At 63.2% G+C, this 14605-nt stretch carries 12 protein-coding genes; 10 read left to right on the top strand and 2 right to left on the bottom strand.

Translation table 11 applies throughout. From position 1 onward, the window contains the following. Window positions 1-7: 7 nt before the first annotated feature. Window positions 8-2332, top strand: a complete 2325-nt coding sequence (locus ACH2DW_RS06275) for an arylsulfatase (protein WP_394928868.1) — start codon at window positions 8-10, stop codon at window positions 2330-2332. 3 nt (window positions 2333-2335) lie between these two features. Here ACH2DW_RS06275 and ACH2DW_RS06270 read toward each other — a convergent pair whose 3' ends face one another. Beyond that, window positions 2336-4108 (bottom strand): aminotransferase class V-fold PLP-dependent enzyme, encoded by a 1773-nt coding sequence (locus ACH2DW_RS06270; RefSeq protein ID WP_394928867.1) that lies wholly within the window; start codon window positions 4106-4108, stop codon window positions 2336-2338. A 164-nt stretch (window positions 4109-4272) separates the two neighbouring features. On the opposite strand from ACH2DW_RS06270, the gene ACH2DW_RS06265 reads away from it, so the two are divergent. Beyond that, on the top strand, window positions 4273-5646 hold the full coding sequence (locus ACH2DW_RS06265) for a glutamate decarboxylase (RefSeq protein WP_394928866.1): 1374 nt from the start codon (window positions 4273-4275) through the stop codon (window positions 5644-5646). Between the two features lie 41 nt (window positions 5647-5687). Here ACH2DW_RS06265 and ACH2DW_RS06260 read toward each other — a convergent pair whose 3' ends face one another. Further along, window positions 5688-7346, bottom strand: coding sequence for a wax ester/triacylglycerol synthase family O-acyltransferase (locus tag ACH2DW_RS06260; RefSeq protein ID WP_394928865.1), 1659 nt, complete (start codon window positions 7344-7346; stop codon window positions 5688-5690). 119 nt (window positions 7347-7465) lie between these two features. Here ACH2DW_RS06260 and ACH2DW_RS06255 point away from each other — a divergent pair, with 119 nt between their 5' ends. The 8 genes from ACH2DW_RS06255 to ACH2DW_RS06220 all read left to right on the top strand — a co-directional run bounded on the left by ACH2DW_RS06255 (window position 7466) and on the right by ACH2DW_RS06220 (window position 14604). Further along, entirely contained in the window at window positions 7466-8059 is a 594-nt protein-coding gene (locus tag ACH2DW_RS06255) for a hypothetical protein (RefSeq protein ID WP_394928864.1), read from the top strand. Between the two features lie 128 nt (window positions 8060-8187). Continuing rightward, a complete protein-coding gene (locus ACH2DW_RS06250; RefSeq protein WP_394928863.1) occupies window positions 8188-9306 on the top strand; it encodes a phosphate/phosphite/phosphonate ABC transporter substrate-binding protein in 1119 nt (372 codons plus the stop codon). 93 nt (window positions 9307-9399) lie between these two features. Beyond that, window positions 9400-10176: a phosphonate ABC transporter ATP-binding protein gene (gene phnC / locus ACH2DW_RS06245; protein ID WP_394928862.1), complete on the top strand. Its 777-nt coding sequence runs from the start codon at window positions 9400-9402 to the stop codon at window positions 10174-10176. Between the two features lie 10 nt (window positions 10177-10186). Next, entirely contained in the window at window positions 10187-11005 is an 819-nt protein-coding gene (phnE, locus tag ACH2DW_RS06240) for a phosphonate ABC transporter, permease protein PhnE (protein WP_394928861.1), read from the top strand. After that, the gene (gene phnE / locus ACH2DW_RS06235; protein ID WP_394928860.1) at window positions 11005-11895 is read left to right on the top strand and encodes a phosphonate ABC transporter, permease protein PhnE; all 891 of its coding nucleotides are present in this window, start codon (window positions 11005-11007) and stop codon (window positions 11893-11895) included. The genes phnE (ACH2DW_RS06240) and phnE (ACH2DW_RS06235) overlap by 1 nt, the downstream gene beginning before the upstream one ends. A gap of 3 nt (window positions 11896-11898) precedes the next feature. After that, window positions 11899-12558 (top strand): hypothetical protein, encoded by a 660-nt coding sequence (locus tag ACH2DW_RS06230; RefSeq protein ID WP_394928859.1) that lies wholly within the window; start codon window positions 11899-11901, stop codon window positions 12556-12558. A gap of 61 nt (window positions 12559-12619) precedes the next feature. Next, window positions 12620-13405 carry a VIT1/CCC1 transporter family protein gene (locus tag ACH2DW_RS06225; protein ID WP_394928858.1) on the top strand — a complete coding sequence of 262 codons (786 nt, stop codon included), beginning with the start codon at window positions 12620-12622 and terminating at the stop codon, window positions 13403-13405. After that, window positions 13405-14604, top strand: a complete 1200-nt coding sequence (locus tag ACH2DW_RS06220; RefSeq protein WP_394928857.1) for a phosphatidylserine/phosphatidylglycerophosphate/cardiolipin synthase family protein — start codon at window positions 13405-13407, stop codon at window positions 14602-14604. Before ACH2DW_RS06225 ends, ACH2DW_RS06220 begins: the two co-directional genes overlap by 1 nt. Window position 14605 lies beyond the last annotated feature (1 nt).

Below are 14605 nucleotides of genomic sequence, written 5' to 3'. Positions count from 1 at the left end.
TAGGACGATGAGTCATACACCAGGCCTTCCGATGGATCACCTTCCACCCGATCCGGTTCCGTTTGGTGGCGTGGTCGCCAACACCTACGCGGAATCGACACCGGATTGGCCGCCACCGGTCCGGCCACCGGCAGGTGCACCGAACATCGTGTTGATCATGGTCGATGACCTTGGCTTCGGTCAGCTGTCGAGTTTTGGCGGACCAATCGAGGCCCCGCACCTCTCTGAGCTCGCCGCCAACGGTCTGCGGTACAACAACTTCCACACGACTGCGTTGTGCTCACCGAGCCGCGCGGCACTGCTCACGGGCCGCAACCACCACTCGGTTGGTTTCGCGACGATTGCCGAGATGGCCAGCGGCTTCCCCGGCGCCAACTCGTTCCTGCCGAAATCGGCGGCGTCGATCGCCGAGGTGCTGCGCCAGACGGGCTACGCCACCTACTGCGCCGGCAAATGGCACCTGACACCGACGAGCGAGCAGACCGCTGCCGGCCCGTTCGATCGTTGGCCGCTCGGGCTCGGTTTCGAGCGGTTCTATGGATTCCTTCCTGGCGAAGTCGACCAATGGCATCCGATGATGACCGTCGACAACCATCGGATCGAGACGCCGACACATGGCCGTCGAAACCCGGACGGGTCAACGAACGATTACCACGTCAGCGAAGACATCGTCAACGCGTCCATCAAGATGCTGCGCGACCAACAGCAGGTCGCGTCCGGGCGTCCGTTCTTCCTGTATCTCCCTTTCGGCGCACCCCACTGTCCGTTCCACGCGCCGCCCGAATACATCGACCACTACGCCGGACGATTCGATGACGGCTGGGACGTCCACCGCCAGGCCACCTACGAACGGCAGCTTGAGATGGGCATTATTCCGGAGGGCACCGATCTCCCACCGCGCAATCGTGCTGTCTCGGCGTGGGAATCCCTCGACCCCGAGGCGCAACGGCTCTATGCGCGCCTCCAGGAGACGTTCTGCGGTTTCGTCGATCACACCGACGCACAGATCGGTCGGCTGATGGATGCGCTGCGCGAGCTCGGTGTGTTCGACGACACTGCGGTGATCTTTCTCAGCGATAACGGCGCGTCATCGGAGGGCGGCCAGCACGGCACGACGAACACCGAGCGGTTCCGGAACCTCATGTTCATGGAGGTCGACGAAATGGTCGACGACATCGACCACATGGGCAGCCGCCACACCGACCCGCACTACCCGATTGGGTGGAGCCAAGCAGGCAACGCCCCCTTCCAACGGTGGAAGCGCGACACCCATCGTGGCGGCAACACCGACCCGATGATCATTCACTGGCCCGCGCAGATTGCCCCGGAGGATCGTGGGTCGATTCGTAGCCAGTACCACCACATCACCGACCTCTTTCCGACACTGCTCGATCTGGCCGGGCTTCCTGTGCCGGGGCGAGTCAACGGTGTCGACCAGCAGCCGCTCGAAGGGGACAGCTTCGCGGCCACCATCACGAACGGCGACGCGCCGAACGTGAAGGCCACCCAGTACTACGAGATGCTGGGGAGCCGCGCGATCTGGCACGAAGGTTGGACGGCGGTGACCTGGCACAAGCCCGGAACGGACTGGGCCGACGACCCGTGGGAGCTGTATCACCAGGACGCGGACTACAGCCAGGCTCATGACCTCGCCGCCAAACATCCCGAGAAGCTCGCTGAGTTGATCGAGTTGTGGTGGGAAGAGGCCCGCGAGCACAACGTGCTGCCACTTGACGATCGCGGCCGCGAACGGTTCATCGATCCCACTCGTCCGGCGGCGAGCGAAGATCGCGAGGTGTACCGCTACTACCGCGGGACCACTCCAATCCCGAATCCGTCACTCCCCGTCATCCTCAACACGCCGCACACGATCACTGCGCGCCTCACCGCGCAGTCGGGCGATGAAGGAGTGCTCGTGTCCCAGGGTGGCGAACTCGCGGGCTGGGTGTTGTTCGTGCAGGATGGCCGAGCGCACTACATCCACAACGTGCTCAAGATCGAGATGACCGAGGTGGTCAGCGCTGAACCACTTCCGACCGGGCGCGAGATCGAACTCGCCGTCGTCTACGAGCCGATTGAACAGGGATGGGGCCGTGCGACGATGACGGTGGACGGTGTCGAGGTCGGCGTGAACGAGCGGATGCGGATCACCCCAATGGGGTACTCGATGGTGCAGGAAGGCTTCGCTGTCGGCAAGAGCTGGGGCACCCCGGTTGCCTTTGACCGCTATCAGGGGGTCTATGAGTTCACGGGCGATCTGCGCGTGGTCGAGATGCGCACCGACCCGTCGCGTCAGGTCTGGACCCCGCGACCCGAGTGGAAGATGTCATAACGGTCAGCCCGCGACGCGGTGGGCACGCCCTGACCGCGAGACGGAGTTGGGATACGGAAACCAGCGCAGCTGCTCGAAGTCATCGGTGGTTTGCGGTGCGGTCCAGTCCCCCACCGGATCGTTCGCTGCGGCGACGCAGTGGGCACGTGCCGTGCGCAGATGAGCGGAGAGGTTGCTGGGCCCACGCGTCCGTCGGTTCTCGTAACGCATCTGGCCGTCTGCATACGAGACGCCAAACAGTGACATCGCCGGGTCCGTCCGCGCAGCGCGGTGATGCCAGAGACCGGTGTCTGGCTCGAAGCGATACTCCGGCATCAAGGCCGCGCCGTGTTCGGCGACGATGTGGACGGCGTCGACGATGTACCGGAACGTCTCTTCGTCGATGAAGTAGTTGAAGTTCACACGCACCCAGCCGGGTTTGATCCCCTCGCAGCCACGATTGATCTCGCGTTGAAATGCGTGCGAGCGATCGATGTCGATGCCGAGCAGCCGGTGACCGTATGGCCCCGCGCACGAGCAGCCGCCGCGCGACTGGATGCCAAACAGGTCGTTGAGCAGTGCGACCACGAAGTTGTGATGGAGGTACTTGCCGTCGCTTCCGGAGCGGACGACGAAGGACACAATCGACAGTCGTTCCGCCTGGTGGTTGCCGAGCACCAGGACGTTCGAGTCAGCGTCCCACGAATCGATCGCCCGGCTGACAAAGTCATGTTCGCGCCGTCCGATTGCGCCAACCCCCACGGCTTGCTTCAGCTGGAACACCAGCCCGGCACGAATCGATTCGACGATGGCGGGCGTGCCTGCCTCTTCGCGGTGTTCAACCCCCGGGTGGTAGTCGTGTTCATTGGTGTTCACATAGGTGACCGAGCCGCCGCCGGGGACGTCCGGCACCCGATTCGCAAAGAGCGTTCGACGGGCCACCAACACCCCTGGTGTTCCAGGTCCGCCGATCATTTTGTGGGGAGAAATGAACACGGCGTCCTTGTACGCGAGTGACCCATTGGCGTCGTGCTCAATGGCGGCGGCACTGCCCATCTCGATCCCGACATATGGTGCTGCTGCCGCGAAGTCCCAGAACGCAAGGGCTCCGTGGCGGTGCAGCATCGACGACACAGCGTCGGCATCCGTGACGATGCCGGTGACGTTCGACGCTGCTGAAAACGATCCGATCTTCACCGGCCGTCGGGCATGACGGGTCGGCTCTTGCTCGAGGTGGTCGAGGCTGATGTGGCCGTCGGCGTCCTCGTCGATGATGATCACGTCGGCAATGGATTCCCGCCATGGCAGCTCGTTTGAATGGTGTTCATACGGCCCAATGAATACGACCGGGCGATCGTCCTCAGGGATCTGAGCGGACAGGTTCCAGCGGTCGTCGAGTACTGATGGGATCCGCAACCCGAGAACGCCGATCAACTTGTCGATGGCACCGGTCGCTCCGCTTCCACAGAAGAGCACGGCGTGTTCGTCGGTTGCGCCGACACACGATGCGATGATCGAGCGTGCCTCTTCACGGAAGCGCGTCGTCTGGAGTCCCGTCCCGGAAGCCTCCGTGTGCGTGTTCGCATACAGCGGGAGCACGATGTCTCGGAGGTAGTCCTCGATGAAGCGCAGCGAGCGACCTGACGCGGTGTAGTCGGCGTACACCACTGGGCGGGGTCCGAACGGGCCGTCGATGATCTCATCGCCACCGATGATCGAGTCGCGAATCGTCGACACCAGGCGGTCGGTCGCCCGCAGGTTCCGTTCCTCGGTCTCGTGGGGGCGATGGGCGTCCATGGCCCCATTCTGGCTGTTCCCCGAAAAGCGCCGACAGAGTCGGACGTCCTACCGAACTCATCGCGCGGACGGTCGCGGGCATCGACGGGGCACAGTCCTGAGCGAGCATCTACGGTTGCATCCTGCGCCGAACGATTCCGTTCGCCCATCCGAAGGAGCCACCGTTGGTCCACCGACACATCTCGAACGACGAAATGCTCGATCCCGCATACGCCGGCCGATTCGCGCACGCACCGATTCCCAAGAATCGGATGCCAGAGAACGAATCGCTGGCGGGATCCGTGTACCGGATGATCCACGACGAACTCCTGCTCGACGGAAGTTCGCGTCTGAACATGGCGACGTTCGTGACGACGTGGATGGAGCCCGAGGCCGAGCAGTTGATGGCCGAGACGTTCGACAAGAACATGATCGACAAAGACGAGTATCCGCAGACGGCGGAGATCGAGCGGCGTTGCGTGAACATTGTTGCGGACCTGTTCCACGCGCCGAATAAAGGCGATGCCATCGGAGTCTCCACAATCGGGTCGAGCGAAGCGGTGATGCTCGGCGGACTGGCCATGAAATGGAAGTGGCGTCAACGCCGGGAGGCGGCGGGTCTCTCTCTCAGTCGGCCAAACATGGTGATGGGATCGAACGTTCAGGTCGTGTGGGAGAAGTTCTGCCGGTACTGGGACGTCGAGCCCCGTTACGTTCCCGTCACTGCCGACCGGTTCACGGTGACGCCTGACGACGTCATGCAGCGCGTCGACGAGAACACGATCGGTGTGATCCCGATTCTCGGCACGACCTACACCGGCGAGTACGAACCGGTCGCCGAGATCCACGACCGCGTGGTTGCGTACAACACCGAGCACGGAACGGATATCCCGATCCACGTCGATGCAGCGAGCGGAGGGTTCGTCGCCCCATTTCTGGATCCCGACCTCATCTGGGATTTTCGTCTCCCTCAGGTGAAGTCGATCAATGTCTCGGGCCACAAGTACGGCCTCACCTACCCCGGCATCGGGTTCGTGGTCTGGCGATCTGCCGACGACTTGCCTGAGGAGCTGGTGTTCCATGTGAACTACCTCGGTGGTGACATGCCGACGTTCACGCTGAACTTCTCACGGCCCGGCAATCAGATCATTGGCCAGTACTACAACTTTGTCCGGCTTGGACGGGACGGGTATCGGCGAATCATGGAGTCGCTCCGGGCCACCGCGCTCCATCTCTCCTCGGCCATTGCAAAGCTCGGCCCCTTCGACGTCGTCAGCGACGGTTCGGCGATCCCGGTTCTTGCATTCAAGATGAACGCGTCGGCCGGATTCACCGTGTTTGATGTCTCTGACCGGCTGCGGGCCAACGGCTGGCAGGTTCCCGCGTACACGATGCCGGCTGACGCCGAGGACGTCGCCGTGCTGCGCATTGTGGTGCGCGAGGGGTTCGGGATGGACCTCGCTGACATGCTGCTCGACTCGATCGGCAAAGCCGTCGACCACCTCCAGCAGTACCCGCCTCCGCACGCGCAGTCCGAACCCGGCTTCAACCACACCTGAACCGGCCGGCTCACCGCCGTCTCGGGTGATGACTGCGGTGGTTACTTCTTTTTCGCGGCCTTCTTCTTCGCCGCAGCTTTCTTGGCAGGAGCTTTCTTCGGCGAAACTGACCGCCGCTTGGTGACCGCCCGCTTGACAGCGACGCGTTCTTTGATCTCTTCGCTGCTCGGCTCGACCGGGTCGACGCCGTCGCCACCGTGACGCATTGGTGGCGGGGGCTGCGGGACGGCCCACTCGGCGCCGGTTGCCTCGAAGAGACGTTCCACTTCGGCGATGTGGAGATCGACGAGATGCCACAGATCAGGTATCAGCTCTCGATCGGAGATGAGTCCGAAGTCCATCCGGTCGGCGTATGAATGCACGGTGATGTTGAGGCCGACCCCATCGGTGATCGTCGACACGGGGATGTAGGCGTCGAGCTTCGCTCCGGCGAAGTACAGCGGCTGCCGGGGCCCTGGGACGTTCGAGATCACCACGTTGATGGGGCTGTTCACGCGGTCGGCCAGCTTGAGTCGCGAAACGAGACGGATTGCTGACGCGGCGACGACCGGGGAGGTGTAGTCGGTGGCTTGGCCAAGCGCTTCGGCCGGCATCAGGTCGAATTGGTGCTTACCGACATTCATCGCTTCGCGGCACAGCGCTACTCGCTCGATCGGGCCCGCGCAGTTCGTCGGGAGGTCAGCGACGATGGCTGAGACGCGGTTGGTCCACGGGTCTTCTTCGTCGCCGGTTCGAATCGACACGGGCACCATTGCTCGGAGCGGCACATCAGGCAGTGCATCGTTTTCGATGAGGTAGGAGCGCAGTGCACCGGTACAAATGGCCATCACGACATCGTTGAGCGTGCCGCCGGTTGCGTCCTTGAGTCGCTTGAGGTTCTCGAGTGATGTCGACCGCATCGCGAAACGACGGTCCGGGGTCACTGACGCGTTCCACGGTGTGGGCGGTGCCGACGTCAGTGGCAACGACACCCGCTCGTTGGACCGGTCGCTGGTGGGGTCCGAGCGGCGCGCGATCGCTCCGAGCGTTGAACGCGCTTGGGTCGCGATCCCACTGACACTGGTGATGCCGGCAGCATCGGCGAAATCGCGCACCACATTCAACGACAGTCGCACCTGTCGAATCGGGTTGATTGCGAGGTTCTTGGCGGCGGTCTGCAGCATGTCGCTGCGACTCGGCGGCTCTTCACCGACCCACTCGCGATGCTCGAGCGGGTAGATCGCGTCGGGCGAATCATCGGTGAACATTTTGAGCATGATCACGCCGGAGGCGCCGTCGATCGTGGCGTGGTGCGTCTTTTGCAGCAGCGCCCAGCGGCCATCGGCCAGGCCCTCGATGACGTACGCCTCCCACAGTGGGCGCGAACGATCCATTTTGCGGCCGACGATACGAGCGACCTGCTCGGCGAGCTGGTCGGCTGCGCCGGGTGGGGCGAGGCCGATGTGACGTACGTGGAAATCAATGTCGAAGTCCGCGTCCTCGATCCAATAGGGACGGTCGAGTTCAAACGGCACCTCGACCACCTTGCGGCGGAGCGGCTCGAGGTGGCCGACCATGATGCTCAACCGGTTTCGCACCTCGGTGAACGGGTCGAAATCCGCCGACGGGCGCTCGTAGATGCTCAGCCCGTTGACGTGCCCGTAAGTGTTCGGCGTCTCCATCAGCAAGAAACTGACGTCGAGTCCGGTGAGCTGCTTCATGTGCGATCCCCTTCAGCATGACGTTGATCGATGAGCAAGCAGCCTCGCCGCCCGATCTGGCGAAAGTCAAAACCGACCGTCGTTGCAGGACTCTCGCGAAGAGCTGCCATCATGCGGTCGTGGCACGAACAAGACTCCGACTCGGCATCGATCTGGACGGCGTGGTGGCCGACTTCAACGGCGGGTGGACGCAGTTGCACAACAACGAGTTCGGCGGACGCCTCACCCCTGACCTGGTCACGTCGTGGGACGGTCTACACACGCTGGGCGGGTTCGATGACATGGAGGATTTCTGGGCCTGGGCTCGCGGCAACGACGAACGACCGTCGATCTTTCGCCATTTGGACCTGCTCCCTGGGGCACTTGACACACTCCGCGCGCTCGACGCCGAGGGACACCGGGTCGTGATCGTCTCGACAAAACCCGACTGGGCTGTCCACGAAACGATGCACTGGTTGGCTGACAACGAGATCCCCACACGTGAGGTGCACCTCACGTTCACGAAGTATCTCGTCGACTGCGACGTGTACCTCGACGATGCACCTGGTGTCCTCCCCGAGTTGGTGGAACACCACCCGGATGCACTGGTCTGCAGGTTCGTTCGCCCGTGGAACCAACCGGTTGCCGGCGCCGTCGATGTCCGCGATTGGTCGGAGTTTCATGCGATCGTCACCGAGCAGACACCTCGCCGCGCGACTGGTGTCGCCGATTGACCTAGCCTCGCAGTTGTCCTGCAACGACGGTGCCTGGGCGGGCCGTCGCGATCAGGGGGAGACAACATCCGCCTCGCTCCGTCTCACCACGGTGTCCCGCCCCTCAACTGCAAGAGAAAGATGTGAACATGACCCGATCACTGACGAAGCGTTCCTTCGTCGCACTCGCCGCAAGCGCCGCACTGGTACTCGCTGCATGCGGCAGCGATGATGATGCTGCTGACGCACCATCGACCGAAGCACCCGCTCAGACCGACGCACCGGCCGACGCCGCAGCACCGGTGGAGACCGACGCACCCGCTGACACCGCAGCGCCAGCCGATACCGCAGCACCTGCTGATGACGTCGACCGTGAAGGCTGGCCCGACAAGCTCGTCTTCACGCTCACGCCGAGCCAAGAGACCGGCGGGCTCATCGAGACCGCACAGCCACTCGCCGACATGCTCGGTGAGCGCCTCGGCCTCGAAGTCGAAGCACTCGTGCCGACGGATTACTCCGGCGTCATCGTCGCCCTCGAGTCTGGGCAGGCACAGGTTGCCGGTGGTCTCGGACCGCGCCAGATGGTGCAGGCCGAAGAGCAGGCCGGCGCCGAGCTGATCCTGCAGGCCGAGCGTTTCGGTTCGCTGCTGTACGTGACGCAGTGGTTCACCAACGACCCCGACACCTACTGTGATGACACTCCGGTGGCCGACGAAGACGGCTTCTTGTTCTGCAATGGCGTCCTCGACGCCGAGAGTGCAGCCGATGGCCCGATCGGCGCCGACAAGCTGGCGCTGCTGGAAGGCAAGACCGTGTCATTCGTCGACCAGGGTTCAACCTCTGGCTACGCCATCCCGGCCCTCCAGCTGGACGAAGCTGCCGTCGATCCGATCGACGGCATCAACGGCCTCTTTGCCGGCGGTCATGACAGTTCGGTCCAGGCCGTGTACGACGGTGATGCCGAAGTCGGCGTCTCGTTCAACGACGCCCGTGGCCAGATCGAAGAGACGAGCCCTGACGTCGGCGAGAAGGTCGTCGTGTTCGGTTGGTCCGGCCCGATCCCGAACGACGGCTTCGCCGTTGCCGGTGACCTCCCCGAGTCCCTCGTCGCAGCCATTACCGCTGCGTTCGTCGACATCGCCGCAACCGAAGACGGCGCGACTGTCCTCGACGAGCTCTACGAGATCGACGGCCTCGTGCCGGTGACCTCAGCAGATTTCGACGTCATCCGTGACCTCGAAGTCAAGCTCGGCGACGTTCTCGAGTGATCTGCTCGCCGGTGTGACATCTGGTGCCTGGCACCAGATGTCACACCGGCATGATCCTCCCGTCCGTTCCACTCGATCCAGGTCCTGCCACCCATGATTCGTTTCAGCAACGCCAACGTCACCTACCCCAACGGGGTGTCGGCAATGAAGGACCTTGATCTCCAGATCGATGACGGCGAGTTCGTCGTCATCGTTGGCCTCTCCGGGGCCGGCAAGTCCACGCTTATCCGCGCGATCAATGGCCTCGTGCCGCTGACAAGCGGCGAACTGGAGGTCAACGGGCATGAGGTCCACGACCTCAGCAGTTCCGGAATGCGCGAGCTGCGCTCCGATATCGGCATGATCTTCCAAGGTTTCAACCTGGTCGACCGCACCACCGTGTTGAAGAACGTCCTGATGGGTCGGCTCCACAAGGTGTCGACCTGGCGGACATTGATCGGCAAGTATCCGCAGGCCGACATCGACATCGCGGCCCGGGCACTCGCACGTGTCGAGATCATCGAAAAGACCTACACGCGCGCCTCTGACTTGTCCGGCGGGCAACGTCAACGCGTCGGCATCGCGCGCGCCCTCGCTCAGGAACCCTCGATCCTCCTCGCCGACGAGCCGGTCGCCTCGCTCGACCCGCCCACGAGCCACGTCGTCATGCGCTATTTGCAACAGATCAGCCGAGATCTCGGCATCACCACCATCGTCAACCTGCACTTCCTTGACCTCGCAACGGCGTACGCCGACCGAATCATCGGGCTGCGCGACGGGGCACTTGTTTTTGACGGACCGGGGAGCGAGTGCGACGAGACAGTGTTCGAGAGCATCTACGGACGCAGTCTCACCGCTGACGACACGATGGCGAAGCAAGCCGCTCTCTGAATCAGCCCGGATGACCATCGTGAACGAAACGGGCCCGACTGCGGTGCCTGAACTCCCGGCGAAGCCCGGTCCATCGGTGTTCGCCGTCGGCACGGCCATCGGTGCCATCGTGCTCACGATCGTCTGTGCCAGGAGCGTCGGGTTCTCCCTCAACGAAATCGTCACCAACTTCACTCGGAAGAACTCGGTGGTCGAAGGCCTCCTCAATCCCGATTGGGGCCAGATCTGGTCGCGCCGTTCGCGGTCCGCGTTCGTCGAAACGCTGCAGCTCGCCGTGCTCGGCACGGCAACAGGCGCAACAGCGGCACTCCCACTTGCGCTGTGGTCGACAACGTTCGGCAACCCCAACCGTTGGCTCCGACTCATCGTGCGCAGCTTCAACAACGTCATCCGGTCGATCCCCGACCTGCTCTGGGCGTTGCTGTTCGTCACCGCCGTCGGCATCGGCGCACTCAGCGGCTTGCTGGCGCTCTTCTTCTTCTCGCTGGCCGTGACCACCAAGCTCACCTCTGACACCCTCGATGGCATCGACATGGGGCCGATCGAGGCAGCCAACGCGGCCGGCGCGAATCTGAACCAGATGCTGCGCACTGCGGTCGTGCCGCAGATCCTGCCGTCATACACGTCCTTCGTGCTCTACAACTTCGAGCTCAACTTGCGCGCCTCGGCCGTGCTCGGCCTCGTCGGTGCGGGCGGCATCGGCGCGCGCATCGAGTTCTTCCGTGGTCGTGGTGACTGGGAGAAGTTGTGGGGCCTCGTCGTCATGTTCTTCCTCGTCGTGTTTGTCGTCGAACGCATCTCGGTCACGCTGCGCCGGAGGCTCGTCTGATGACGGAGTCGAAGTTGCGCGTCAGCTTGATGCCGACACCGCCAGAGGGTGTTGAGCTGCCGGACAAGCCCCGTGCGACGTTCCGCTGGGTCTCCACGGCGATCGTCATCGCGCTCGTGTGGTGGTCGGCGACGGGTATCGATGCGAAGTGGTCGCGCCTGCTCGAAGCCCCTGGGGACATGTGGACGCTGTGCCGCGTCATGTTCAGCAATATGGAGGCGAGCGACATCCCCGAGCTCGTCGCCGCAATGTGGGAGTCGATCGCCATTGCCTGGCTCGGCACGATCATCGCAGCGCTCTTCGCCGTTCCTATGTCGTTCCTCGCAGCCGAGAATCTGGTCGGCAAGCCAGTGGCGTGGATCACCCGCCAGATCTTCAACCTGCTGCGTGCGATTCCCGAGATCATCTTGGCGTTGGCATTCATTCCGATTTTCGGTCTCAAACCCATGGCTGGCGTGCTGGCAATTGGCGTGGGGTCGATCGGCACGCTCGGCAAGCTGTTCTACGAGATCATCGAAGGCATCAACAAGGGCCCGCTCGAAGCAGCGGACGCCGTCGGCGCGTCACCGCTCCAGCGGTTGCGGTGGGGAGTGCTCCCGCAGGTCACCCCAGAGATCACGTCGTTCCTGCTCTACCGTTTCGAAGTCAACATTCGCGCATCGGCCGTGCTCGGCCTCGTCGGTGCCGGCGGCATCGGATCCGACCTTGCAGAGGCGCTGAAGTTCAAGGACTTCGGCACCGCTGGTCTGGGATTGATCATCGTCGTGTTGGGCACCATCTGCGTCGACACGGTGTCGGGGGCGGTGCGGCGCCGCATCGTCAGCGGCAAAAAGGCGATGCTCGACGTCGAGCACGAGGCCTTGCTGAACGAAGGCCGCATGGGCGTCTGACGCATGGCCGACCTCACACCACTCCCAGAGTTCATTCTCGGCGTCGATCTCGATGGCGTGGTGGCGGACCATACGTTGCGCTTCCGCGAGATCATGGCCGAGTTGCGCGGCGTGGAGCCTGAGACGATGCCGCTCGAGCGGTCGTGGGATTTCGCCGAGTGGGGCTTCAAGCCCGACGAGTACGCGCACTACCACCGCATTGCGGTGATGGAACATGACATGTTCGCCACGATGCCGGTGATCGCCGGCGCGGCCGAGGCGCTCTGGCGCCTCAGCGACGCCGGAGTGTGGATTCGCATCATCACGCATCGGCTCTACGTGCACTGGGGCCACGCAAAGGCAATTGCCGACACCGCCACATGGCTCGACACGCACCGCATTCCATATCGCGACCTGTGCTTTCTGGGCAAAAAGCCTCAGGTTGAGGCGAGCGCGTACATCGACGACGCCCCGCACAACGTCGAACAACTGCGTTCGGCGGGCAACACGGTGATCACGTTCGAACAGCCATACAACCGCGACATCGATGGCTTACGTGCCGCGAACTGGAGTGAAGTCGAAGCAATCGTGACCGAACTCGCTGCTGGGCACGTCGGGCAATTTCATGCTCAGCTCCCAGGGATCGACGCCGGCTCAGACCGCCTCAACCGCAACCGGCCGTAACCAACGGCTCGGCGGGCAACGTCGATGTGGGACGCGCCGGTCTGCGGGTACCGTGTTGGTCATGTCCGCTGATGTCACCGATCATGACGCCGGGTCCGGTCAGGAAAAACACGTTCACGAACACGAACACTCCCATGGGTCGGGCCACAGCCACATGGTCCATCGCCACCGAGACGTCACGGGCGGCACAATTCGTGCTGCGGTGTTCGGCGTCAGCGATGGCCTGGTGTCCAACGTTGCGCTCATCCTCGGCGTCGCTGCTGCCGCTTCGACACGCGAGAGCGTGCTCATCGCAGGTGTTGCCGGCTTGCTCGCAGGGTCAGCCTCGATGGCTGCCGGTGAATATGTGTCGATGAAGGCCCAGGCCGAGTTGGTCGAGCGTGAACTCGACATCGAACGACTTTCAATCGCCAGGCAGCCCGAGATGGAACAACGCGAGCTTGCCGCGATCTACCGCCAACGTGGTGCAGACGCGGAGACTGCGCGCCGAATGGCTGAACAAGTCCACGAGAATCCTGAGGTGGCACTCGACGTGCACGCTCGCGAAGAGCTTGGCGTCGATCCCGACGGGACCGGGAACGCCGGCTCCGCCGCACTCAGCTCGTTCATCGCCTTCGCTTTCGGCGCGCTCATTCCGCTGTTCCCCTGGTTCTTCTTCGAGGGCAATGGCGCCGTGATTGCTTCGGCCATTCTCGGGCTGGTTGCAACAGCCTGCGTGGGCGCAGTGCTCGCACGCTTCACCGAACGATCGATGATCCGCACAGCCGGCCGCCAGATGAGTTGGGCGATTGGAGCGTGCACGATCACGTGGGTCATCGGTAGTTGGCTCGGTACCGCGGTCGGTTGATGAGTCGGGCGTCGTCGACCACCGGCCCGGCGCTGGCCAGCGCCGGTGAATGGGCCGACCGCGTCCATTCGCTGCTCGGTCTCCACGCGACGGAGGGCAACACGGTCGATGTCCTGCGCAACGGCGACGAGATCTTCGGTGCGATGCTCGATGCCATCGATGGAGCTGAACAGACGGTCGACATCGTCACCTTCGTCTTTTGGAGCGGCCATGTCGCGGACCGCTTCGCGCAAGCACTGGTCGGTGCGGCAAACCGTGGATGCCGGGTCCGGGTATTGGTCGACGCGCTTGCCGAACGCAAGCTCGATTCCCAGGTGATCAACACGATCAAGGGCTCAAGCTGCGAGTTGCGCTGGTTCCGGCCGTTCACTGACGAGAAGATTCCGCAGCTGAACGGCGCGAACAACCGCACGCATCGCAAAATCCTTGTGGTCGACGGCACCGTTGGTTTCATCGGCGGCGTCGGGATTGCCGACGAGTGGTCCGGCAACGCACGCAACGAGCACGAGTACCGCGATACGCATCTGCGAGTCCGCGGGCCGGCAATTGCGGGGTTGCAGGCCGGCTTCATCGACAACTGGGCCGACCACAACCACAGCGGCTTCGACCCGATGTCTGAGTCGGTTATCGACTCGCGTCCCGCAGGCACGACGGCGTGTGCTGTTGTGCAGGCTGCTGCCGAAAACGGATCCAACGACATCTGGCGGCTGATGATCACGCTCATCGCGTGTGCACAGCAACGAATTCGTATTGCATCGGCGTATTTCAATCCGGGCGAACAGCTCACTCAGGCATTAGTCGACGCTGTGGAACGTGGGGTCTCGGTCGACATTATGCTTCCCGGCACGCACGCTGACAAGCGCTTCATTCAGATCACCGGTGAGGCGTCGTACCAGCGTCTGCTGCAAGCCGGCGTGGTGTTGCGTACGTACGAGGTGTCGATGATGCACGCCAAGGTGATGACGGTCGACGGAACCGTCGCTTCAGTGGGTTCAGCCAACTTCAATCAGCGGTCGCTGCGTCACGACGACGAGGCGAACATCGTTGTCTTCGACCCCGACGTCGTCGCGGTGCTCGATCGTCACCTCGACGAGGATCTCGAACACTGCGTGCTGCTCGATCCACAGGAATGGGCCGATCGTGGGCTCTTCCAGCGAGTTGCTGAACGAGTCACCGAAACCGTCAACCACTGGCTCTGAC

It is taken from the genome of uncultured Ilumatobacter sp., from assembly GCF_963980585.1.
Lineage (GTDB): Bacteria > Actinomycetota > Acidimicrobiia > Acidimicrobiales > Ilumatobacteraceae > Ilumatobacter_A.
This window is presented reverse-complemented; position numbering and strand designations above follow the sequence as displayed.

Coding starts and splice junctions, on each gene's coding strand:
- phnC (WP_394928862.1), top strand. CDS start 9,400: ATGATTCGTTTCAGCAACGCCAACGTCACCTACCCCAACGGGGTGTCG.
- phnE (WP_394928861.1), top strand. CDS start 10,187: ATGACCATCGTGAACGAAACGGGCCCGACTGCGGTGCCTGAACTCCCG.
- ACH2DW_RS06270 (WP_394928867.1), bottom strand. CDS start 4,108: ATGGACGCCCATCGCCCCCACGAGACCGAGGAACGGAACCTGCGGGCG.
- ACH2DW_RS06275 (WP_394928868.1), top strand. CDS start 8: ATGAGTCATACACCAGGCCTTCCGATGGATCACCTTCCACCCGATCCG.
- phnE (WP_394928860.1), top strand. CDS start 11,005: ATGACGGAGTCGAAGTTGCGCGTCAGCTTGATGCCGACACCGCCAGAG.
- ACH2DW_RS06220 (WP_394928857.1), top strand. CDS start 13,405: ATGAGTCGGGCGTCGTCGACCACCGGCCCGGCGCTGGCCAGCGCCGGT.
- ACH2DW_RS06250 (WP_394928863.1), top strand. CDS start 8,188: ATGACCCGATCACTGACGAAGCGTTCCTTCGTCGCACTCGCCGCAAGC.
- ACH2DW_RS06225 (WP_394928858.1), top strand. CDS start 12,620: ATGTCCGCTGATGTCACCGATCATGACGCCGGGTCCGGTCAGGAAAAA.
- ACH2DW_RS06260 (WP_394928865.1), bottom strand. CDS start 7,346: ATGAAGCAGCTCACCGGACTCGACGTCAGTTTCTTGCTGATGGAGACG.
- ACH2DW_RS06230 (WP_394928859.1), top strand. CDS start 11,899: ATGGCCGACCTCACACCACTCCCAGAGTTCATTCTCGGCGTCGATCTC.